Below are 21842 nucleotides of genomic sequence, written 5' to 3'. Positions count from 1 at the left end.
TTATTCTGCTGAGCAACAAAAAAGGGGGCTCTTATCCAGCTAGCGGCCTTTTTGCGGCGATTAAAGAAATTCAAGATGATCGTTGCCATGATTCTCTTTATATTTAGATAAAAGGATCGGTGGAGATAAATGCATGCGGCGATTAAATCGGATAGCGAGTATAGCTTTAGCCTTTGGGATGCTGGGAGCAAGCGCACAGCAAACCGTATCGGATCAAAAACTGAGAGAACTGGCTGAGCGTAGTGATATGCAACAATATGTTGAGCGCATCGATAAGCTGGTAAAAAGCAACGAAGTGATCTCTGTCAGTCATGTTCACCTCAAACGACAACAGTGGTCATTGCTGGAGCAGCGCTACATTCGTTACCAGACCTTATTGCGCCTGAGTCAGCTGGCGGCTACGGAAGAAGCCGAAAACTTTCTTAACCAGCAAGTGTCGATAGAGCCAGAGTTTTATCGGCATTTAAAAGATGGTGCTTACGCAATTCCTGTTCCTGTTTTTCCTATTGCAGCGAGAGCAAAAAACATATTAAACCGCTGGGTTGTTGAGCGCTACAGCCATGAGATTCGTCACCTGATTAGTAAGCAAAATTGGTCGTTGGCCCTCTCTTATAGTCAACACTCTAAACTGCACCATGAGGCTTTGCTAGATGCGATTGACTCGAGTCCTATTTATCTTCTCTCATCATTTGAGCAGCAAGTAAAGTCGGTGAGCGAGCCTATGGTGGCAGAGGCTGCTTTGGCCATCGGTCTTAAGTTGGGTGAGCATCGGCTGGTAAAAAAAGCTTTTATGGCTGCCAGGCCTGTCTTTTCCGTTCATCAGGTTGCTCTGGTTCGACAAACATTTGATGCCGATTTGAGTTTTAATATTTTGGCAAGTCTTCTTGAGTCTCCTCATTTGTTTTCTGTTGCAGCAGAAGAGATGACCAATATCGATAGGGATGACTCGGTGGTTACTATTTTGTTGCCCTATTTATCAGATAGACGCTTAGGTGGTGCGGCAGCCTTTTCTTTAAGAAAGATACTAGGTCATGAGCATCTGGATATGCTCTCGTCATCTTTTGATAAAACGCCTGACCGTCTGTTTCACAAACGGCTTATCTGGATCTTAAAACATTCCGAGCAACCTGCTTTAACTCGTTTGGCAAAATCTCTTACCGAACGCTCTCCCTACAAAAAAGAACTTAAGGAGGCATCGTTATGATACGAATTTTGTCACTGTTTTTTTTAACTGCCTTTCAGGCGGGAGTGTTAGCTACATTAGTTGATTACACCGAAAATGATTCAAGTAATGGTAATTTAGCACTGGGTTATCCGGTGCCAGTTCCAGTTGCTTCAACATTGCCTGTTGATGGTTTTCGTACTTTTAATAGTTTGCATGCTCGCCATCAGGACATGGCATTAGTGAGTCAACATATTAATGGCCAGATTATTGGGCAAACGTTTTTGGGCAGAGATATCTGGGCTTATGTGTTGAGCGATGGCGATAATGTGACACATGAAGGCATGATCATCGAAGGGGCTATGCTGCAAAATGGTGGTATTCATGCTCGAGAGTGGCAGTCTCCTGAAGTCGTCACAGGCATTATTGAACGTTTTTTTGATAACGAACAAGACCAAGGATTTTATCAGTACTTACTTGAGAACACCTCCGTTATCATTATACCTGTGTTAAATATTGATGGTTTTACTCAAACACAACGTTCTCCTACGCGAGTGATGCTGTCGACTTTTTCTGGTGACTCATCAACGACACCTAGAGATGGCCGTATGCGCCGCAAAAATATGCGTGGTGTAGATACTGATATCGCTACCGAAGCCGACAATCTTTTTGGCGTTGATCTTAATCGTAACAACAATCCTTATTGGGCGAGTTCAAATCGGTCATCATCTGATAATCAGTCTCTCGTTCATCACGGCTCGGGGCCAGCTTCTGAGCCAGAAACTCAAGCTTTGCAAGCCGCCGCAAATTTGGGGCCGGCTAATCGATTGCGTTTTTATATCGATACGCATTCGTTCACAAAAATTTATTTTACCCCCATGACCAGTAACACTCGTCGCAATGCGATTACAGAAAACTTAGCGACGGCAATGCGAGCAGTAAACAATAACACTTATGACTATGGTCCCTCTCAGCCGGGTGGTGGTATCGGTTCTACCGATGAGTATTTTGCGAATACTTATCAAATTCCTTCTTATACCTTAGAAACGGAACCGTCATCTAATGGCGGTGCTGATTATGGCGGAACGGGGGTGACTCATGACGGTTTCATTTTGCCAGACTCGCAGATTACTCGAGTGAGAAGTGAGTTGGCAAATGCCTCGATACTGGGCTACTTTCGACAAGCCGGGCCACCAGCGGTTACTGGGATCAGGATAGAAAGAGCTGACAATTCTGAAGTTGTTTTTGCCGGGCAGTGGCAAGCAACCTCTGCAATGGCTCGTCAATGGAATGAGTCAACCAATTTAGGGCTTGTTAACGATGTCGAATATCGCCTTAAAATAACGTTTAATAAACCGATGCGTTGGCGTAATGCTCAAGACCAAACAATTCAGTATCCTGGTTTATCGGTGACCTTACAGCCAAGTGTTGCGCTTGAAGGAAAAGACGCGAGTGGTAATGGTTTCTCTTTACCACTCAGTACTACATCGGGTACTTGGTTGAATGTACCGGGAGGAGGGATGGAACATTTCTCTCGTTACAAAAGCGATGCTTTTCTGTTTAATTTTACAGTGCCTGCTTCGACAAATATGAACGGTGCTCAGTTGCTGCAATTTGCTATCCAAACTCAAGACCTTTCTGGCGCTTCCCTCGACGCATCACCTGCAACGGTAGTCGACTGGTCAAATGGTGCCTGGAGTCGATATGAGTCAACGAATGGAAGCCAGGCCGATAGTGGTGGTTTGGATCGTACTGTGCGATTGGTAAATGATGGTTCGGCTGGTTTTATCGATCCTACGGCAACGGGAGGTGGCGGCAATGGCAATTCGGGCGGCGGTTCTGGTGGCGGTGCTTTAAGTCTTTGGATGTTATTGGCTTTAGGGCTTGTAAGACGAAATAAGAAACGTTAGCAGGGTAACTGTTACTGAATTTGTGTCACCAGATGGCTAATGCCTTTAGGCAGCGTTAGCCGATCACCACGATCCCAGATAAACCAACAATACTCACAAGAATCGCTCGCGTTTTTAACAAAACGTGGGCGTGGCACAATAATAGACACTTTATCGGGCAGTCCGACCTCTTGCCAAAAAGGAATGCGCGTTTTCGAGCCTAGAAAATTTAATCTCTGCAAATAGATCATGGTGCCATCATCCGTCAGTTCACTTAATGATTTGCGGATAAATTCTACCGTTAAAGAAAATGGCGGATTGGTAATGATCACATCTTTGGGTGAGAAGGAAGTATTTAGATAATCAATGCCTTCACGAATTTCTGCATAGGCTTTTTGCTGCTCTGGCAACGGAACCTTATCAAAAATAGCACCATCACCACGACAAGGCTCAAGAAACTGATCCTCTGGCTTTAAATTCAGGTGGCGAATAAGCGTATCAACCACAGCATCAGGAGTTGGATAAAACTCGCTAGGTAGCACTTTGCGGTGGGTTGAGCTCATTAGAAAACACCTTAGTTTGGGATGATTGGTTGTAAAGTGAGCGCAACGGCCAAAGGTATTACGCGACAAATTGCGTAATATACCGAGCATAGGTTGGATTGCAAGTTTTCTATTACGAAAGGAAAGGATTGAAAAAAGAGGGTCGAAACCCTCAAAAAGGGTGGAGAGTCAACTTTTGTTATGGTTATAAAATGGCTGTTTTCCCTGCAACCACTGTTGATGAGGTTTGGCAATGGGATTCAGTAAAATGACTTTGAGTGATTCTTCTGCCTGCATAATGTCTGGCAATGGCGTTTTGATGGTCTTTACCGAACTCCGCTTACGACAAAAGTCGGGCTTGTTGCGTAACAGTTCGATTTCAAAAGCGTTCAGTTGAGTGATCTTATAACTCAAAGTAAAATCTTTCGATTTGGTGCAGCCGTTACTTTTTACTTTAAACTGGATGCTGTTTTCTCGGACCTGGATGCCATAAACGGTTTCTGGTGTTCGCGCTTTATCGGTAGGCTGAGGCTGGCTTTGCGCTTGAAAACTGCAAGCGGAAACCAAAATGATTAGTGCAGAAAAAGAAACAATAAGCTTCATATTTAATACTCCGTTAGAAGACAGAAGCCGTATCAACGGCCTCTGTTTCAATGTTTATCGAGCTTTTCGATATCTTGCTAGTAAACCCAGCCCCATCAATAAACCCAGGGTCGTGCTGCCACCGCCAGATTCTTTCTTATTTTTAACTTTGACGGATACCTTGGCTTCTGCTGAACCACCTTTGCCGTCGGTTACGGTGACTTTAAAGACAAGAGTTTCATCTTTTGTGACCGAAGGCGCTTTAAAAGTTGCTTTTGCAGCATTAGCCTGACTTAGCGTGACATTGGGGCCTGATACCTGAGTCCAGCTATAACTGAGTGAATCGCCATCTGGGTCACTGCTGGTCGAAGCATCAAGAGTGACATTGGCGCCTTCGTCGAGTTCCAGACTCGCTTGTGCAACCGCTGCGCTTGGTGCGCGGTTATTCAATGTGACTGCGACTTTATCGAGATACACGGTGTCATCATTTTCGCTGACTTCTTGATCTTTCTGATAGATAAAGGCAATGCGATTTTTGTTGCCTGTTAATTCAAGCGTTTTGTTTTCAAATGCGCTCATGGCACCTGATTTACCAAAAACGGTTTTGCCATTTACCTGAACAATAAAGAAGTCGTAATTTTCTTCTGTCGATGCTTTATAGTCGAAGCTGAGTTTATTAGCATTTTCTACAACCGCCAAAAGAATGCTCGCCTCATTATCGTTAATATCGCCGTTAGCAACCGCAGTTGATCCCGCACTGGTATGAGTTGACTGAGTTCCCCAAGCGACTGTTCCACCGTTAGACCACCGAATGTTGCTGCTGTCGACGGCTGCATTCACATCAAAACCTGCGTCAGGTAACGCTGCAAAAAATGTTTGCCCCGATACTTCTCCGGCAACGCTGTTATCTGTGGTTACTTTAATGGCAAACTTGGCGTTACCATTATTAGGCCCTTTTACTTTAACCTTAACTGAACAGGAACTATTAACCGCTAAACTTTTGCCACTACATTGATCATCTACTTTTGTGTAGCTAGAGAGGTTTTCTGCATCTACTAGCTCAACAGAAGCTATGTTGAAAGGTGCGGTGGTGAAGTTAGTAACTTCATAGGAATAGTCATCATTAAAGCCCGCTTCGACAAAGCCTAATTGGTGAGATTGACGTAAACTGACACCTTCGACTTTTTTAGCGACCCAGTCTGGGTACAATGAAACTTTTGCATAGACACCAGCTTTTCCTGCTGCGCCACAACCGTCACCCCAACTGACAACACCCATCTGGTACCATTCGTTATTATGCTTCACAACCAGTGGTCCGCCACTGTCGCCCTGACAAGAGTCTTTACCGCCTTCCGGTATACCCGCGCAAAGCATCTGGTCGGTAACACGGTCGCCATAGTTTTGTTTACACTGAGCGTCAGAAAAAAGATTAACGTTTACCTGGTGTAAAGTGGCTGGATAATCAGTGCTGGTGGTTGAACGATTACCCCAACCCATAACTGTCAATTTTGTTCCTGCAGCAATTTGTTGTGCTATGGCAGGCGTCATGATTTTTACGGGTGTGACGCCTGTGACTTCTTTTTCTAATTCGAGTATGGCGATGTCGTTGTTTATCTCGACAGGCTTGCTATAGGATTCATGCATGTAGATATTGCGTACCTTGATGCGTTGACCTTCGTTAGCTTCCTGTTTGAGATCATGAATACCTATAATGACATCAAAGTCTTCTGCGCTGGCGTTTTCTACACAGTGAGATGCCGTCAGAACGTAGCGACGGCCAATAAATGAGGCTCCACAGGCTTGACCATTAAAGGCATCTCGACCTCGACTTACGAGTGCCGTCATAAAAGGCCAGGCATTTTTAGCTGACTCTTCACCACCAATAATTCGTATTGTCGACTGTGCTTTATCTGATGCAGCATAACTAAGAGATGCAACGCTTGCTAAACAAATGACTCCTGCTTTAATGAAAAAGTTTTTCATTGACTTTTACCTTGTCGTTTACTTTGAATGCCTTTGTTTTTATCACGAGCGTTTTTGTGTTGAGTATTGAAGGTTTGTATCGGTATGTTGAATTCTTGATGCATTAAGAGTGAAAAAGAATTTCAATGTTTGCTTAATGAATAAAGCTATTGGCTAATTGGTAGTAAAAGAACACGTTTTTTAATTGAGTAGAGATTTGATTTTTATAGGGTTTTTTATACTTTGTTTTTTGTCTCTTATTTTTAACCGAAAGATGTTCGGGGAGTGATTTTATGTAGCAAAATAGCTACAACAGAAAATTTAATGGTAATATTTCTTTGTTATATCTAAGAGATAAGCGCCGAATCCCTGGCCTGAAATCACTCTTCTCTGCTATGAGGCTTTTAATGAACGATATTCCAAATATTGTCGATAAAGCTCACCATAGTCGTGAGTGAGTTCTTCACCTGGATGGATATCTTGCAGTATGTCAATAATTCCTTCCCCTCGAATACAGATGTTGGGGTCATCATGGTGGCGTATGAATTTGAACTCACAAGTAATCAGCAAAGGGTTCTGTCTGTTTTCGTCCCATAAAATATCTGGATTGGTTAGCTCCCAGTCTTCAATGTAGTGATAGTCATAAAAGAGTTGCGTGCCTTGTTTAATGGTTTGGGTGGCGACAACTAAATCATCGATAATTTGATACATAAACAGCTCCTAAGATAGAACGGCTAATAGTCAATTAAAAAAGATTCTCCTGAGTAAGGAGTGTTGTGCTTTACGTCGTGAGGATGTTTATTATAAGTGAGTGTGGCGACAGCAAGTGTCGTAATACGGTGTGTTTGTTATCTTGCTTTTGAGATTATCTCAAGGTTGGTTTTTTTGTTGGTTTCAGAGATTGCTCAAAGGGTTTCAGAGATTATCCATTGCTTGATGGTTAACTTTTCGACTATGTTGAAAATGACTGCTTGGAGCACTTAACTTGATAAAAGGGAGATTTTTATCATGAAATCTATACGTAATCTGATGTTGAATCTGGTTGTAATTTTCGTTTCGGTTGTCAGCTATGCTGATCCCATCGAAGACATGTCAATGAAAAACTATAAGGCGGGATGGTATCCCAACTTCATTCAGGGCAATGGACCTATGACGTGTCCTAAGACTTGTGATGCTTGGGTAGGTGCGCGTGCCGAACAGGAGAAAAGCAATGATGTTGAACCCGAAAGCGAGCGCGCTGCGGTGTGTAAAGTGACACGGGATAAATCCATCATTTATGAAGGTATCAATGATCCTTCTTCTCATTGGATTTATGGTAATCAATACGATGACGAACCTGTATGTTATGTTGCGCGGAGAAATAATTTGGTGAAACGCAGCGAATACTTTATGTGTCTGTGTGTGGAACCAGATGAGTGCAGAAAAGCAGACTTAATTGTTAGCAAAATTCATGATCCTGTTTGGGATCATGGTGCTGGACAATCGATTGTTAAAGTTGATGTTACTAACATTGGCGCGTCAGCAGCTGGGTTATTTTATACTCGCTTGCTAGATCCCGGAACAGGAGCGGCTTCGACCCAAGGCGTTGCAGGTCTAGCGGCGGGCGCTACAGTGACTTTGACGTTTTATTTTTCTTACTGGGTATTTGATCCTGATGCTTCATTAACAGCAACGGCAGATATCTATAACCAACAAGCTGAGTGTGACGAAGGCAATAATACTTTGTCATACTTCAAGCAAGGGTAACTATTGAACTAAATCGTTAAATAAATGAGTGCTTTGAGCAGCATGGACCCATGCTGCTCTTAATACTTTTATAAGACGGACATTGTAATTTTGAGTGAATAACTATTTCTTGTCTTAGTGACGACTAGCTAAACATAATCTCGCGGTTATTCATAATGGCATTGACTGCCTGGTCGGCTTTTCGAGTGGTCTCTGGAAGTCGGTAGCGAGGCGTTAACTTAAGAATCCAATCTATGGCCGTAGGCAGCGAAATGCGGTGGCCTACAGATACATAAACGGGCTTAACATTTTTTTGCGTTCTTAACGCTGCTCCGATGATTTGATCATTATCTATTAGATGCGCAAAGTCACCGCGTTCGTCATCACAATCATCATGCTCACCGCACAGTCGAGTTTTTCCACAACCTATTGTTGGTCGGTCAAGTAGCACTCCCAGATGACTAGCCAGTCCAAAGCGTCGAGGATGAGCGATGCCTTGCCCGTCACAAACAATGAGATCGGGTACATGTTGTAAACTTTTAAAGGCTTTTAATAGGGGAGGTATTTCTCGAAAAGAAAACAGGCCTGGTATATAGGGAAAGCTTATTTTATCTCTAGCGGTTGCTACTTCTAGAACATCGAGAGTGCTTGCATCCATTACTACGACAGCAGAGACGATTTCTTGCCCATCTTTTTCGTAGGCGACATCAGTGCCAGCGATGGTTTTTATCGATGTAAACTGGTCACTTTGGACGATTTTTTGTGCCAGAGTGTGCTGCATTTTTAATGCGTCTTCTTCACTGAGTCCAGATAACTGTGATGGATCGGGTATCATCTTAGAGTGGGTCGCGTATAATTTAATCAAGTTAAACGTGCGAAACATTCTACCGGATTTTGAGCCTGGGCAGTAACTATGGTTAAAACGACCGTTATATTTTTGATTGGAGCGATGGGCTTTTTTGGCAATATCGGTGAAGCAGCACAGATATATAAGTGGCGAGACAAGGACGGCAAGTTGCATTACAGTGATAAGCCTCCTGCTGAGCAGAAGGTTGAAGAAGTCGAACTGGGGCCTGTTAACACTTATACCAATGTGAGCACTTCGAAAGCCAGTCGCTATTTTCAACAGATGACCAAGCAGCATAAGGTGATTATGTACAGCGCCGAGTGGTGTGGTGTCTGCAAGAAAGCGCGGCGCTACTTTAAGCAGAATAATATTGCTTTTACAGAACTGGATATCGATAAATCAAAACAGGCTCGGCGGGACTATAAGCGACTTAATGCTCGCGGTGTGCCCGTTATTTTAGTAGGCAGGCAACGGATGAATGGATTTTCTAAGGCTGGATTTGAGCAAATTTATAAGAAAGGGAAAGAGTAGAACTGAAAAAATCTGCTTGAGTAATGTACAAATAGTGTCCTAATTGTCACCAAGAGATGTCTTTATTTAATTGAACTTTCAATGAAAATATTGAATCTGGCAAAGAGATTATTCTCCTCGTTAAATTACCACGTTTTTAACCTGTTGATTTTTAAAGTTATTATCGTCTTTGTCGGTTCTGTTCGAAGATCTGTCGTTTTATTGCTATCGCAAATATTCAATTTTATCAATGATGACTGCGGACCAAATCAATCTCGTTTTAATTTTGCTCCCAATTAAATTAATTCGAGTAGTAAACAGCTCATTAGCATGGCTACTATTCAAACTAAACAATAACAAAATAGTGCTCTGCTAATTAAAATATAGGGGTAGGTAAATGTTTAATATGAAGTCTGTCGCGACGGCAACTGCATTGGCTTTAGGCCTAACGGCATCAGTAGAAGCGGCTAACGGTAAAGTTGATGTTATTGTAACTTTAAAATCTGAATTTTCAGTAGGTAACCATGCTAACAATAAGGGCAAAGCGAAAGGCATCGCCGCTAGCCTGGGTTTATCTCCTAAGCATACTTATGGTAGTGCTTTATTTGGATTTGCTGCTTCGGTTCCAGAAGCGCGACTGGCTTCATTACGTAATCATCCCCAAGTGGCAAGTGTAGAAATTGACGTCATCCACAAGGTACCAGAGCCTGAAATTCAGAAAGGCAAGCCTGGTAATGGCGGTGGTGGATCTAATCCACAAACGACTCCTTGGGGAGTTTCTCGAGTTGGTGCTGACAACAACAGTAACGAAGGTGCAGGGATGCACGTTTATGTTCTAGATACCGGTGTCGATTCTGATCACGCCGATATTGCGGGCAACTTAGGTAATGGGTTTGCAGCACAAAAATGTAAAGGTCGCTCCTGTAATCAAAATTGGGATGATGACCATGGTCATGGTACCCACGTAGCGGGTTCAATCGCAGCTATCGATAATGGTATTGATGTTGTGGGTGTGGCCTCAGAAGTAACCATTCACCCCGTGAAGATATGTTCAAGTCGTGGCTCTTGTCCTTCTTCTTCGACAATTGCAGGTTTGGATTGGGTGGTGAGTGAAGTACAGGCTCGTGGGCAAGCTGCCGTTGCTAACTTGAGTATTGGCGGTGCTGGTTCTGTGAATGGTAATTGTACCAACTCAGGCCATAGCGGAAACGATGCTTACTACGAAGCTTATTGTAATGCTCGCAACGCTGGTGTAGTAGTAGTAGTTGCGGCTGGTAACAGCAGTGCGGACGCTCAAAACTACACACCTGCTGGTTTCTCTGACGCTGTAATCACAGTGAGTTCTGCTAAGCAGGGCGACGACTGGAATGGTTTCTCTAACTGGGGTAATAACAGCGCTAACTGGACAAGCAACCAATCTGCTCCAGTAGCGATTGCGGCACCAGGTGGTAGCATCCTGTCATTACGAGCAGGTGGTGGAACTACGACCATGAGTGGTACATCAATGGCTTCTCCACACGTTGCGGGTGCGGCAGCTTTGTATATGGCTTCTAATCCTCAGTCTATGGACTCCAGTGCCTTCTTTAATGTGCGTTCTGCTTTGCTTAACGCCGCAGAGAGCACGGCTAATTGGAACAACACATCAGGCTATCCTCATGACGAAGATTTCCTGAATGTTCAAGGGATGTAAATCCTCGCTTTTATAAGCTATTGTTATAATAAAGTGCTTTCTGATGACATCAGGAAGCACTTTTGCTTTGTGGTTCAGTGCAAGGTTTTGGTCTTTTAATCTCTTGGTGGTATATTCAAGGAGCATTGGTAGTCTGATAAGCTCGTCGAGAAGCAAAATATAGTGGATTATCTACCTGCGAGAATGCCTTGGCATTTTGACCTTGCAGCGGGTCGCGCTGAGTTTATTTGTAGTCATTTTATAAGGGGGCAAAGATGGCTTTGGATTCTGGGAAGTTAAGTCGGCTAGGTACAGGCTTATTGCTGTTAGTTTGTACATTGTATTTCCTTTTATTTTATGGCCACGTAAGCAAAGACAAAACTCAGAGCTATATTATTCCTTTGACTCATTCAGCCGCGTCTGAATACTTAAAGCAACACAAGATTGTTGTTTCTCACCAACTGCCTATTATCCAATCGGTAGCCGCTGAGCTGACTGCACAGCAATATCAAGATTTAATTCAACTGTCTGTCGAACTGTTTCCTAATGCCAGTGTTCAGTCGAGTGGCATTGCATGGGGACAAAGGATCGGTTTTTCTCCTGCGACGGCTTCTCAAGTTACCGGCGCGGGACAGCTGCATGCTGCAGGGATATTGGGCAGTGGTGTTACCGTTGCAGTATTAGACAGCGGCTTCAAATCCATTAACGGATTACGTCACGATGCTTATGGTCGCAACCGTGTGTACGGAACCTATGATGCGATCCGCAATAAAGTGGTTATGAATGATAGTGATGACAGTGGACATGGCACTCATGTCACCAGTGTCGTTGCGAATAGCGAAAGAGATGCCTACGGGCGATTTTATGGTTTAGCACCCAATGTAAGATTGATGAATGTAAAAGCGTTTACTCAAGCTGGGGCTGGTAACTATGCTGATGTTATTCGTGGTATTCAGTGGTTAGTGCAATACCGAGAGCTATTTAATATCAAAGTTCTAAACTTATCTTTCAGCGCAACTCCTCGTTCCTATTATTGGCAAGATCCTCTTAATCGAGCGGTGATGGCAGCGTGGCAGTCAGGTATTACGGTTGTAACCTCAGCTGGTAATCAAGGACCAGATCCTATGACCATCGGTGTTCCTGGTAATAATCCTTATGTCATAACCGTTGGTGCAGTTTCCGATAACTCAACCGATACTAATAATAACGATGATTTTTTAGCGAATTTTTCTTCAGCGGGACCGACTCATGAGCGGTTTATTAAACCTGAAGTTGTTGCATTGGGTTCTCGATTAATGGGCGTGATGGAATCGAATACACACATAGCTTCTGAGCACCCTGAATATCACGACGGTGGTAAGTACTTTATGATGTCGGGGACTTCTCAGTCTGCGGCAGTGGTAAGTGGTATTGCTGCGTTGATGTTGAGTGATGACTCGTCTCTTACCCCTGATAATGTTAAGTGCCGTTTAATGGCTACCGCGCAAGCCGCAAAAAAATCAACAGGAGAGTTGGCTTACAGTGTCTTTCAGCAAGGCGCTGGTCAGGTGAATGCATTTGAAGCCGTTCAAAATCGCTTAAATGGATGCGCAAATGTTGGCTTAAACATCGCACAGGATTTAAATGGTTCTCAACATTTTTCTGGCAAAGCCATGCGAGCACAAAATGGTGATTACTATATTCGTGCGGCAGAAAGTTTATTATGGAATGGTCTCCTTGACCGGTCTGGTCGATTTGCCTGGCAAGATGCGACGACATGGCAAGACGCAACCACGTGGCAGGATGCGACCACATGGCAAGATGCCACGACGTGGCAGGATGCAACAATATGGCAAGATGCAACAACATGGCAAGATGCTACAATTTGGCAGGATTTGAATCAGGTATTCATTGCTATCAATGCATGGGTGACTGAAGAATAAACTTGCTAAGTTTCGGTCTACCGAACTACTATAAAGCCGAGGTATTTCCCTCGGCTTTTTTCTTACTATAACGATAACAATGAAAATAATTCGCGTTTTTTACTTCTTAGTTTTGTTGTGGAGTAGCAATGCTTTGGCGCAAGCATTGGACATTCATAGTATTCGGTTTGATCATCTCTATCCTCAACATGGTTTATCACAAAAAACAGCTCAAGTGATCTATCAGGAGCGTTCTGGATTTATCTGGATTGGTACACAAGAAGGATTAAATCGATATGACGGCAAAACATTTACTGTCTATCGACATAATCCTCAAGACGCCTATACGCTTTCTCACGATGTCATCCGCGACATCATCGAAGATGAGCAAGGTAACCTCTGGGTTGCCACTTTTAAAGGACTCAATGTTCGTAGAAGTAATAGCAGTGTTTTTCAGCCGGTTGTTCTAAAAAGTGAGGGGCAAGAGCTTTCATCCATTCGTTTAAATAAGCTTTTTATAGATAGCAAGCAGCGCTTGTGGATTGGTGCCGAACAAGGGGGAGTTTATCTTCTCGATTTACCTGAAAGTCAGGGCTCTGGTACGCAAATAGATGTTAAGGCCTTGAAGTTAATCAAAGAGCTGAGTGTTACTGAAATTAAAGAAGACTCTCGAGGTAGGTTTTGGGTCGGCACAGACGGCGATGGCATTCTTTTGCTCAGTGCCAACTTTGATGAAGAAGAGCGATTTAAGTTTGATAAATCGAATCCTCAATCCTTATCGCATAATCGTATACGAAGCATCATTGAAGATGTCCGAGGAAGAATGTGGATAGCGACACGTGGGGGCGGAGTTAATCGTTTCGATGAATTAACACATCATTTTCGTCACTATAAACATGATGTGAATGATGAGACCAGTCTTACACACAATCGTGTTTATCAACTTTACCAGGATACTCATCGACGACTATGGGTTGCGACTGATGCTGGCATCAGTTTGTATCGTGAGAAAGATGATGATTTTGCCAGACTATCTTATTTGCCTTCGCAAAAAGAAGGTCTTAGTGCGAATCGAGTTTTATCTATCATGGAAGATGTCGGTGGAAACATGTGGTTTGGGACTATTCAGGGCATCGATCGCTGGAATCCTGTGACGGCGGCTTTCTCTCATTACAAGCACGTTCCCGAACGAGCTAATAGTCTTAAGCATAGCCTGGTCACCGATTTTTCTGAGGATAAGAGTGGGCTGATTTACATTGCTACTTTTGGTGGTGGCATCAATATACTGGATCCCAAAGAGCAACGCTTTTCTTCTCTTGACTTATCATCCAACCAATTGGATATATCAAAAGCCAGAATTACTGCATTACTTGTCAATGACCAACAAGAATTGTTTTTTAGTATTCGTGGTAAAGGCTTGTATATTTATTCTATAGAAAAACAAACGCTTCAGCATTTTGTCCATTCTGAAGACAACGAAAAAAGCTTAAGCGCTAATGGTATTACTGACATTTATCAAGACCGTGCTGGGCGTATATGGATAGCTACTTATGGCGGTGGTTTGAATAAGCTCAACGCAGATGATATGAGTTTTGAGCGTTATGTTCATAATAAGGGGGATGACACTAGCATATCATCTAACAAAGTCTTTCAGGTGATTCAGGATGACGACGGTTATGTGTGGGTGGCGACGGATGGTGGCGGTATCGCTCGTTTAAACAAAGACGGAAAGTCTTTTAGTCGCTTTATTAATCAACCGGGTGATGAGAATAGTTTGTCTGGTAATACTGCCTGGGTTATTTTGCAAGATGTGGCTGGCAACTTCTGGATTGGGACTCAGGCAAACGGTTTGAATTTTTGGTCTGCCAAAGATCGCCGTTTAGGAAGAGGAAACTTTAAACATTACTCGATTCATAATGGATTAAACAGCAGTACCGTGAATGGTATTCTACAACAAAATGATGACAAGCTTTGGATCAGTACCAATCGCGGTGTCAGCGTTCTTGAACCCAGAAGTGGCCAGTTTCAACACTATAATCTGGCTATCGAGTGGCACAAAAACGAATTTAATCAAGGTGCTTATCTTAAAGCATCGGATGGGCGCCTTTATTTTGGTGGATTAAATGGTGTTTCGACCTTTTATCCTGAAAACATAGTGACTAACCAGCATGTTCCAGAAATTGTACTGGCCAAAGTGTTGGTACAAAATGACCCTGTCGCTCTCGATAATCGACCAGAAAAAATTGATTCTCTTATCTTCACTCATAATGACTATTTAATTGCCTTTGAATACCTGGCTCTTGACTATGCTGCACCTCAAAAGAATCAATATCAATATTTTTTAGAAGGATTTGATTCTGACTGGATCGACAGCGGAGAGCTTAATCGAGCGACCTACACCAATTTACCTTCAGGCAATTACCGAATGCACTTTAGGGGAAGCAATAATGATGGTGTCTGGAACGAAGAAGGGATCTCTATTGATATTAAGGTGCTTCCTGCTCCATGGCTTTCTTGGTGGGCTTTTCTGCTTTATGGTTTGATCTCTATCATATCCTTAGTGTTATTTATTCGAGTGCAAGCTAGAAAAATTGCCCAGCAAGATTACTTTCACAATGAGGTTCATCATAGAGTTGAACATGAAACCCAAGCGTTGAAATTGCTCAATAATGAACTTGAAAAAAAGCTTAGTTATCTGAAAGCACACTCTGGACGAGATCAAGAAACGGGACTGCCAGGTCAGTGGATATTGACAGAGTTTATGGGGGCCTATAAAGAATGTGTGGCGATGCTTTCTAAGTCAGATAGTACATCTGATAATCGACTCAAAATGTGTGTCTCTATTCTTCGTATTCCTGCATTAGAAAGTTTACGGAGGAAAGACGAGGGGGCTGCATCAAGAGTCTTACTTAACTTTATTCAAAAGTTGCAACAGCAGAGCCATCAGTATCAGTTGATTTGCCGGTGGAGTGATAATGAAATTGCCATTATTCGCTTTGTTCAAAACCGCGGTGATATTGACGCGATGTTAAATCAGTTTTCCAACTTGTCCCGTCAACTTAGTTATGGTGATACGCAACTGGAAGGGCAGTCCATCATCTTGAAAGTAGGCTACTCGCTCTATCCATTTGATAGCAACAGTTCTTATGATCTAGGGTGGGAGCAGTCTTTGATGCTAACGGAGTTAGCCGTTCAGAGCTGTTGTCTTTATGAAGAATGCCAATGGCTAGGAATCTTAGAGATCAAGCAATCCATCAGTGCGAGCGTATTACAAACAGTCATTGCTCATGGTGATATCCGACAATATGCTGAGACCTTTGAGTTAGATGTGAGTGAGAGCTAAGCATTTGGGCTTAGCTCATTACTATTGCTTTTGATAGTCTCGCGGAGACATACCGTATTTTTCTTTAAAACACCGCCCAAAATAGGTTTGTGAAGAAAAACCACACTCCTGAGCGACATGACCTATCTGTTTGGTCGTAGTTAATAATTTTTTTGCTTCGCTTAATCGATGGTTTCTGAGAAAGTCATTAGGACTAAAGCCTAGCAAAGCTTTTACTTTTCGTTGTAACTGCCTTTCACTCATTGCTAGTTCAGAGGCGATGAAGCTCATCGACAGCTCTGAGTTTTTGTAATGAGTTTCTACCTGTTTATGCAGTTTTTTTAAGAACTGATTTTCATTTTGAGTGAAGGTGGTTTCGGGCTGACCAGAAGATTCCCATTGTTGAGCTAGTTTTTGTTGCAATCTTTGACGGGATTGAATCTGGTTTTGGATACGCAATAGAAGCTCTTGAGCATTGAAAGGTTTGGTTTGGTAATCATCGGCTTCGGATTCCAGTCCCTCTATCTTGCTCTTTGAATCCCCTTTGGCTGTTAACATAATAACAGGGATATGAGCTGTCATTTCTGTTTGCTTCAGCGTTCTTAACACCTCAAAACCGTTAATGCCGGGCATCATGACATCACATAAAATAATGTCTGGTACATAGTTGATGGCCATCTCAATGCCTTCTTCACCATTAGACGCTAATAAGCAATGATGCTGTTCTGCTAAAATGCTTTGCAGATGAGCTTGCATATCAAAATTATCTTCTATAACGAGGACTGAATGACGACTATCAGAGCGCTGTTGTCGTTGATTGTGGAGATCAACCTCGCTTAATTCTGTGGCAATGTTTACATCAAACAGGGTGGAGTCTGTTAGTTTTTCGCCACTCCAGTCATTGGTAGTGCTCATGCTTTGAGGCATGAAAATAGAAAAACAGGTACCGACGTTAAGTTCTGATTGAAGATCCATTTTCCACTTATGTATGGATATAAGCTCGTCTACCAAACTTAGCCCTATTCCTACACCTTGAATATGACGAGTTTCTTGCCTGTCAATTCGGTGGAAGCGGTTAAATATTTTATCTTGTTGTTCTTTTGAAAGACCAATCCCACTGTCTTGTATCGTCAGGCAGTAGTTGTTTCCTTGTTGCGATAAGCTAACTGATACTTGACCATCTTGTGGTGTATATTTAAAAGCGTTAGATAGAAGATTAAACAATATTTTTTCTATAGCGGATGGATTGGCTTTTAGCCACACATCCATATTGATGCGGTACTCGTATTCAATTTTTGACTTTTGTGCTACCACAACGAATGCTTCGCATATTTGAGTGAGCAAAGAACGAGCGTTAAAGTTAGAAAAAGTTAAGACTTGGTCTCGAATTCTAGATAACTCTAACAGTTGTTCTACCATACGAATCATTCTTAGGCTATTGCGTTTTGCCGATTGTAACTGAGATTTATCTTGTTCTTTTTGAGTGTTAGTCAGCTGATTATCGATGACACCATTGATAATGGTGAGGGGCGTTCTAAACTCGTGTGATATGTTGGCAATAAACTCGTCTTTCAATCTCAGAACTTCTTGCTCAACCTGCTTTTGCTGAGAGATGTTGGTGATGGAAATAATCACCATTTGTTGAAGTTCTGATTGATATTCAGAGAATGACACATGGATGTAAATTTCTTCTTTCGACTTAGTCAGTCCTATCGACTCTCTTTCTAAACCCTGCGGTGAGCGAATCAAGGTTTGCTTAAAACTTTGAAAGTTAAAAATATGCGCCAGTTCTTCTTCCGGTTTGATTAACATCGAAAATCCCTGCCCAATAAGTTGTTCTTCGGAGTAACCAAAGAGCCTTATGGTCGCAGAGTTACAGGTCAATATATTGCCAAAATGGTCAACGGTCAGAATGGGGTTATGAGTGTTCTCCAGTATGGCATCCTGGATTGCAGACTTCTCTTTAACGGATTGATGTTGGTGCGTTAACTCTGAACTTAGCTGATGATTATCGAGTGTCAGTTTTTCCACTTCAAGGAGTTTAAGCGTGGCGGCTTTTCTATCGTACCGAGTTTGCAGATAGAGCAAGAGTAAGGCGACCGACAAAATCAAAAGTAGAGAAAGGGATTTTAAATCGGGCAAAACGAGAGCTGGTTCGTGTGACATTACCAGTGCTATTTGCCAGATGATTATTATGCTAATCAGACTGAAAGCATTGATAGAAAGCTTTCTTTGACGACTGGTAGATCTATTGTAACTGTCTGAGTCGTTCAATGCTGGCAGTAGCAGTAAACTGATGATGAATAAAAAGAAGCCTGTTGAAATGAGCAGTGTCGACTGGCCATTGATCATCCATTGCAAAGCTGGTTGTTCCATTGAATAGAAAGACAAAGCCCAACAAAGAAATGCTAACCCTGCGAAAGTCGGTGCGATAGAACGTTGATGCCATGCCTGCTCAAACCACTGCACGGCCAGGTAACTCAGCATAATGATATGAAACAACTGGGCAGATTGTTGGCTATCTTGCTCGATGTTGGTGGATTGATAATTGGCAAGTGCGAAATAGATAAAAAGTCCAAAGGTAAAAAGCAGAGTAGTGGAAGAACGGATAATGCTGCTGGTTGTTAGTAATTCTCTTGCTCTGCGGTATTGCTTGATTTCGATAGCACCAATCAGCAGGGTATAAAACAAAAAATAACAAAACTGGATAAACACATTAGGGAGTAATGGTCGCTCAGACATCGTTTGATCGATAAATGCCAGAGCAAGGATAAAACCAGTGAGAAACGCTGTCCCGTTAATTAGCCAAAATAAGGGTTCTATGCCGTGAGCGTTGGATTTTGAATGATAAAACGTGATGCCTATAAGCATCAGCTGAAATAGGCCAATACCAAAGGCCAGTTGCACCTCGAATGGCGGTAGAGTATCAAAAAGGTAGTGGCTGGTATTGAGCCATAAGAAAAGAATAGATGCTGTAGAGATAATCCCTATCTGCCATCGAGAAAAGTGAGTCATTAAGATAGCGTCATCAATGTAGGGCTACAGCCCTTTAGAGTTATTATTGTAAGACTCAAAATTAACACGTCTTCTGTGTCAAATGAATCGGTTTTGCCTTTCTTTCTAAGAGGTAAGCGTTGTTGAGAGAATATTGTCTTGACTTTTAAGACGACCGGTCATATATTTGTCACTATGGGACGCATAGGACACTGTAGACAACACATATTGGCCGCTGGCACCGAAGTTTTGTACCAAAAAGGGTACAACGGTACTGGCGTGAAAGAGATTACCACGGCAGCAGGTGTGCCGAAAGGTTCTTTTTATAACCACTTCGAGAGTAAAGAAGCTTTTGTTATTGAGGCCCTTGAAGCGGTGGCTGCGCAACATGAGGAACACAGTCGTGCCGTGTTAATGGGTTCTGACCTTAGTCCTAAACAACGCATTTTGAACTTTTTTGATGGTATCCATCAGGACTACAAAAGTGAAGAGTTCAATGGCGGGTGTATTATAGGCAATCTCTGCTTAGAGATGGCGGATGAAAACGAAGGGATCCGAGCAACTGTTGATAAGCTATTTAATAAACAGGTGTCGCTTATTGCAGATTGTTTAAGAGCGGCACAAGATTGCGGTGAATTATGTTGTGAGCATTGCAATTGTGCTGAGTTGGCTGAGTTTATTCATTGTGCCTGGGAAGGGGCTGTGATGCGCATGAAAGCATCACGTAACTGTCAGCCATTTACTATTTTCCGAAATCAATTAGAGCAGTTTTTTGTTTAAGATTTTGTTGTAGAAAAAAATTTTGGCTTGAAATAAGACGACCGGTCATATATTTTGCTGGTTTAAAGACGACTGGTCATATAAATAGAGGTAAACAGAGTGGTTCGTAATCGATGGTTGAATGCATTGGTCATTTCGACTGTATTTTCAGTCGGGGCATTGGCCAATGTTAAAGACAGTGAAGCACCAATGGTGCCCGCAGCAAATCTCGTTGATCAAAGTGAAGAGAAAGCGGTTGATGTTAAGGCGGCTGCTTTATTTGGTAGTGTGAATAGCGAAAAGAACCCTCATCGTGGCTGGATTTGGGATACTGACGAAGAGCCATGGGATACGGGCTGGGCTCTGTATTTTGATAATGATCTTTTTGCATTGCGCAGTTCTGATCAGGATTATACGGGAGGGCTGTCGGTCACATTGGCTGGGCGACGCGCAACGGAATATTGGTTTTCGTTAGATCCATTATTGACGCAAGTGAATAATGTCACCGGATTAACTCAGCGTCACAGCGGTCATGATCGACAGCTACACAGCTTTGAAGTGGGCTTTACGGTGTTCACTCCAGAAGACATTAAGAGTACTGCCGCGCAAATGAATGATCGGCCTTACGCTAGCTTGTTGTATCTTTCTAATACCCACGAGTCGATTGATTTTGAAAATGACAGTGCCTGGGTTTCTACCTTAACTCTGGGTGTTTTAGGTGCGCCGGTTGTGAGTAATATTCAGAGTGGTTTACATAAGGTTTTAGGAGGCGACAAGCCTGTTGGCTGGGATAACCAAATCAGCGAAGGTGGAGAGTTAACTTTTCGTTATAGTGTGGCAAGACAAAATCTCTTTTATGGGGATTATGACGAAACCAGCAATGTTGAGCTGAGTACAGCCACTCAGGCAAGTGTCGGTTATATTTCTGAGATCTCCTGGGGGTTGGCGGGGCGTGTTGGTCAGTTTAATTCTCCCTGGTACAGCTTTCGTCCGCAATTTAACGACTACTCAGAAAAATCTGCGAGCTTGGTCGGTGTCAATCAAAGTTCGGAAGAATTTTATTTCTGGGGAGGATTTAATTTGCACTTAAGAGCTTACAATTCTTTTTTACAAGGGCAATTTAAAGACAGTCCAGTAACCTATTCGTCACACGATGTTCGCCCTATCATCGCTGATGTATGGGCTGGCGTGACTCGACAATTTGAGAGTGGCTGGCGCTTTAGCTACCTGTTACGTATGCAATCATCGGAGGTTAAATCCGGTAAGGCGGATCGTAATGTGGTTTGGGGTGGTTTTATTGTTAGCAATCATTGGTAAGACAAACTAAGCACGGCCGGGTCCGAGCTTAGTTTACTTGGTATCTAAACGTGCTTTCCACGCTCCCAGCTGGTGTTACCCAGGTAGGTTTTTCCTGCATCAACGGCACCGTCTTCCATGGTAGTTCCCATGCTGTCGTTCCAGCGGTTCAAATAACCAAAGAGAGAGATGACACCAAGAATTTCGACAATTTCATCATCGTTCCAGTACTCATGAAGATTTGCGCTGATGTCTTCATTAACGGCATTAGGAATCGATGAGGCGGCCAGAGCAAACTCAAAGGCTGCTTTTTCAGCGTCAGAGTAGAGCGAGCTATCCCGAAAATCCCAGATGTTTTGCAAGCGCTCATCGCTGCCGCCGTAACGATGGGCGGCGAGAATGGTGTGTGCTTCACAGTAACGGCAGCCAGTATTGGCACTGGTAATGTAACCAATTAAACGTTTTTGTTCGCTAGTGACGGAACCATGATTTTCCATAACGGCTTTATTTAATTGAATAAAGGCTTTGGCAATCGCAGGACGGCGCTGCATGGTCAGCACGCTGTTAGGGCAAAATCCTAGAGTTTCATTAAAAAAGCGTGCTAATTCGACAACTTCTTGATCATGGTTTTGAGATAAAGGGGTGACTAAAGGCATGATAGTTTATTCCCAATCGAAAACAT

At 42.8% G+C, this 21842-nt stretch carries 16 protein-coding genes; 9 read left to right on the top strand and 7 right to left on the bottom strand.

Features of this window, described 5'->3' with window-relative positions:
• Window positions 1-133 precede the first annotated feature (133 nt).
• The gene (locus NH399_RS13610) at window positions 134-1204 is read left to right on the top strand and encodes a hypothetical protein (RefSeq protein WP_253040954.1); all 1071 of its coding nucleotides are present in this window, start codon (window positions 134-136) and stop codon (window positions 1202-1204) included.
• Window positions 1201-3072, top strand: coding sequence for a M14 family zinc carboxypeptidase (locus NH399_RS13605; protein ID WP_253040952.1), 1872 nt, complete (start codon window positions 1201-1203; stop codon window positions 3070-3072). Before NH399_RS13610 ends, NH399_RS13605 begins: the two co-directional genes overlap by 4 nt.
• Window positions 3073-3083: 11 nt before the next feature.
• On the opposite strand, the gene NH399_RS13600 is transcribed toward NH399_RS13605, so the two are convergent.
• The 4 genes from NH399_RS13600 to NH399_RS13585 all read right to left on the bottom strand — a co-directional run bounded on the left by NH399_RS13600 (window position 3084) and on the right by NH399_RS13585 (window position 6848).
• Window positions 3084-3614 carry an adenine-specific methyltransferase EcoRI family protein gene (locus tag NH399_RS13600; protein ID WP_253040950.1) on the bottom strand — a complete coding sequence of 177 codons (531 nt, stop codon included), beginning with the start codon at window positions 3612-3614 and terminating at the stop codon, window positions 3084-3086.
• Between the two features lie 168 nt (window positions 3615-3782).
• Window positions 3783-4196, bottom strand: a complete 414-nt coding sequence (locus NH399_RS13595; protein ID WP_253040948.1) for a hypothetical protein — start codon at window positions 4194-4196, stop codon at window positions 3783-3785.
• 54 nt (window positions 4197-4250) lie between these two features.
• Window positions 4251-6158: a trypsin-like serine protease gene (locus NH399_RS13590; RefSeq protein ID WP_253040946.1), complete on the bottom strand. Its 1908-nt coding sequence runs from the start codon at window positions 6156-6158 to the stop codon at window positions 4251-4253.
• A 372-nt stretch (window positions 6159-6530) separates the two neighbouring features.
• Window positions 6531-6848: an SET domain-containing protein-lysine N-methyltransferase gene (locus NH399_RS13585; RefSeq protein ID WP_253040944.1), complete on the bottom strand. Its 318-nt coding sequence runs from the start codon at window positions 6846-6848 to the stop codon at window positions 6531-6533.
• 297 nt (window positions 6849-7145) lie between these two features.
• On the opposite strand from NH399_RS13585, the gene NH399_RS13580 reads away from it, so the two are divergent.
• Window positions 7146-7883: a CARDB domain-containing protein gene (locus NH399_RS13580; RefSeq protein WP_253040942.1), complete on the top strand. Its 738-nt coding sequence runs from the start codon at window positions 7146-7148 to the stop codon at window positions 7881-7883.
• Between the two features lie 124 nt (window positions 7884-8007).
• Here NH399_RS13580 and nfi read toward each other — a convergent pair whose 3' ends face one another.
• Window positions 8008-8727 (bottom strand): deoxyribonuclease V, encoded by a 720-nt coding sequence (gene nfi / locus NH399_RS13575; protein ID WP_253040940.1) that lies wholly within the window; start codon window positions 8725-8727, stop codon window positions 8008-8010.
• Window positions 8728-8775: 48 nt separating this feature from the next.
• On the opposite strand from nfi, the gene NH399_RS13570 reads away from it, so the two are divergent.
• The 4 genes from NH399_RS13570 to NH399_RS13555 all read left to right on the top strand — a co-directional run bounded on the left by NH399_RS13570 (window position 8776) and on the right by NH399_RS13555 (window position 16132).
• On the top strand, window positions 8776-9240 hold the full coding sequence (locus NH399_RS13570) for a glutaredoxin family protein (RefSeq protein ID WP_253040938.1): 465 nt from the start codon (window positions 8776-8778) through the stop codon (window positions 9238-9240).
• 376 nt (window positions 9241-9616) lie between these two features.
• Window positions 9617-10909: a S8 family serine peptidase gene (locus tag NH399_RS13565; protein ID WP_253040936.1), complete on the top strand. Its 1293-nt coding sequence runs from the start codon at window positions 9617-9619 to the stop codon at window positions 10907-10909.
• Between the two features lie 254 nt (window positions 10910-11163).
• Complete coding sequence (locus NH399_RS13560) at window positions 11164-12810, top strand: S8 family peptidase (protein ID WP_253040934.1); 1647 nt, start codon at window positions 11164-11166, stop codon at window positions 12808-12810.
• Between the two features lie 79 nt (window positions 12811-12889).
• Window positions 12890-16132, top strand: coding sequence for a two-component regulator propeller domain-containing protein (locus tag NH399_RS13555; protein ID WP_253040932.1), 3243 nt, complete (start codon window positions 12890-12892; stop codon window positions 16130-16132).
• Between the two features lie 21 nt (window positions 16133-16153).
• Here the strand turns inward: NH399_RS13555 and NH399_RS13550 are convergent, their stop codons facing one another.
• Entirely contained in the window at window positions 16154-19126 is a 2973-nt protein-coding gene (locus NH399_RS13550; protein WP_253040930.1) for a response regulator, read from the bottom strand.
• A 138-nt stretch (window positions 19127-19264) separates the two neighbouring features.
• Between NH399_RS13550 and NH399_RS13545 the strand changes: the two genes are divergently transcribed.
• Together NH399_RS13545 and NH399_RS13540 are read left to right on the top strand one after the other, a co-directional pair.
• The gene (locus tag NH399_RS13545) at window positions 19265-19885 is read left to right on the top strand and encodes a TetR/AcrR family transcriptional regulator (RefSeq protein WP_253040928.1); all 621 of its coding nucleotides are present in this window, start codon (window positions 19265-19267) and stop codon (window positions 19883-19885) included.
• A gap of 99 nt (window positions 19886-19984) precedes the next feature.
• Window positions 19985-21181, top strand: coding sequence for a lipid A-modifier LpxR family protein (locus tag NH399_RS13540; protein ID WP_253040926.1), 1197 nt, complete (start codon window positions 19985-19987; stop codon window positions 21179-21181).
• Between the two features lie 44 nt (window positions 21182-21225).
• Here the strand turns inward: NH399_RS13540 and NH399_RS13535 are convergent, their stop codons facing one another.
• Entirely contained in the window at window positions 21226-21816 is a 591-nt protein-coding gene (locus NH399_RS13535; RefSeq protein ID WP_253040924.1) for a carboxymuconolactone decarboxylase family protein, read from the bottom strand.
• Between the last annotated feature and the right edge of the window lie 26 nt (window positions 21817-21842).

It is taken from the genome of Pleionea sp. CnH1-48, from assembly GCF_024124665.1.
Lineage (GTDB): Bacteria > Pseudomonadota > Gammaproteobacteria > Enterobacterales > Kangiellaceae > JAMXSB01.
The sequence above is the reverse complement of the archived record's forward strand: the minus strand, read 5'-3'. Positions and strand labels throughout refer to the sequence as shown.

Coding starts and splice junctions, on each gene's coding strand:
- NH399_RS13590 (WP_253040946.1), bottom strand. CDS start 6,158: ATGAAAAACTTTTTCATTAAAGCAGGAGTCATTTGTTTAGCAAGCGTT.
- NH399_RS13565 (WP_253040936.1), top strand. CDS start 9,617: ATGTTTAATATGAAGTCTGTCGCGACGGCAACTGCATTGGCTTTAGGC.
- NH399_RS13595 (WP_253040948.1), bottom strand. CDS start 4,196: ATGAAGCTTATTGTTTCTTTTTCTGCACTAATCATTTTGGTTTCCGCT.
- NH399_RS13610 (WP_253040954.1), top strand. CDS start 134: ATGCGGCGATTAAATCGGATAGCGAGTATAGCTTTAGCCTTTGGGATG.
- NH399_RS13580 (WP_253040942.1), top strand. CDS start 7,146: ATGAAATCTATACGTAATCTGATGTTGAATCTGGTTGTAATTTTCGTT.
- NH399_RS13570 (WP_253040938.1), top strand. CDS start 8,776: ATGGTTAAAACGACCGTTATATTTTTGATTGGAGCGATGGGCTTTTTT.
- NH399_RS13605 (WP_253040952.1), top strand. CDS start 1,201: ATGATACGAATTTTGTCACTGTTTTTTTTAACTGCCTTTCAGGCGGGA.
- NH399_RS13600 (WP_253040950.1), bottom strand. CDS start 3,614: ATGAGCTCAACCCACCGCAAAGTGCTACCTAGCGAGTTTTATCCAACT.
- NH399_RS13550 (WP_253040930.1), bottom strand. CDS start 19,126: ATGACTCACTTTTCTCGATGGCAGATAGGGATTATCTCTACAGCATCT.
- NH399_RS13555 (WP_253040932.1), top strand. CDS start 12,890: ATGAAAATAATTCGCGTTTTTTACTTCTTAGTTTTGTTGTGGAGTAGC.
- NH399_RS13560 (WP_253040934.1), top strand. CDS start 11,164: ATGGCTTTGGATTCTGGGAAGTTAAGTCGGCTAGGTACAGGCTTATTG.
- NH399_RS13535 (WP_253040924.1), bottom strand. CDS start 21,816: ATGCCTTTAGTCACCCCTTTATCTCAAAACCATGATCAAGAAGTTGTC.
- NH399_RS13585 (WP_253040944.1), bottom strand. CDS start 6,848: ATGTATCAAATTATCGATGATTTAGTTGTCGCCACCCAAACCATTAAA.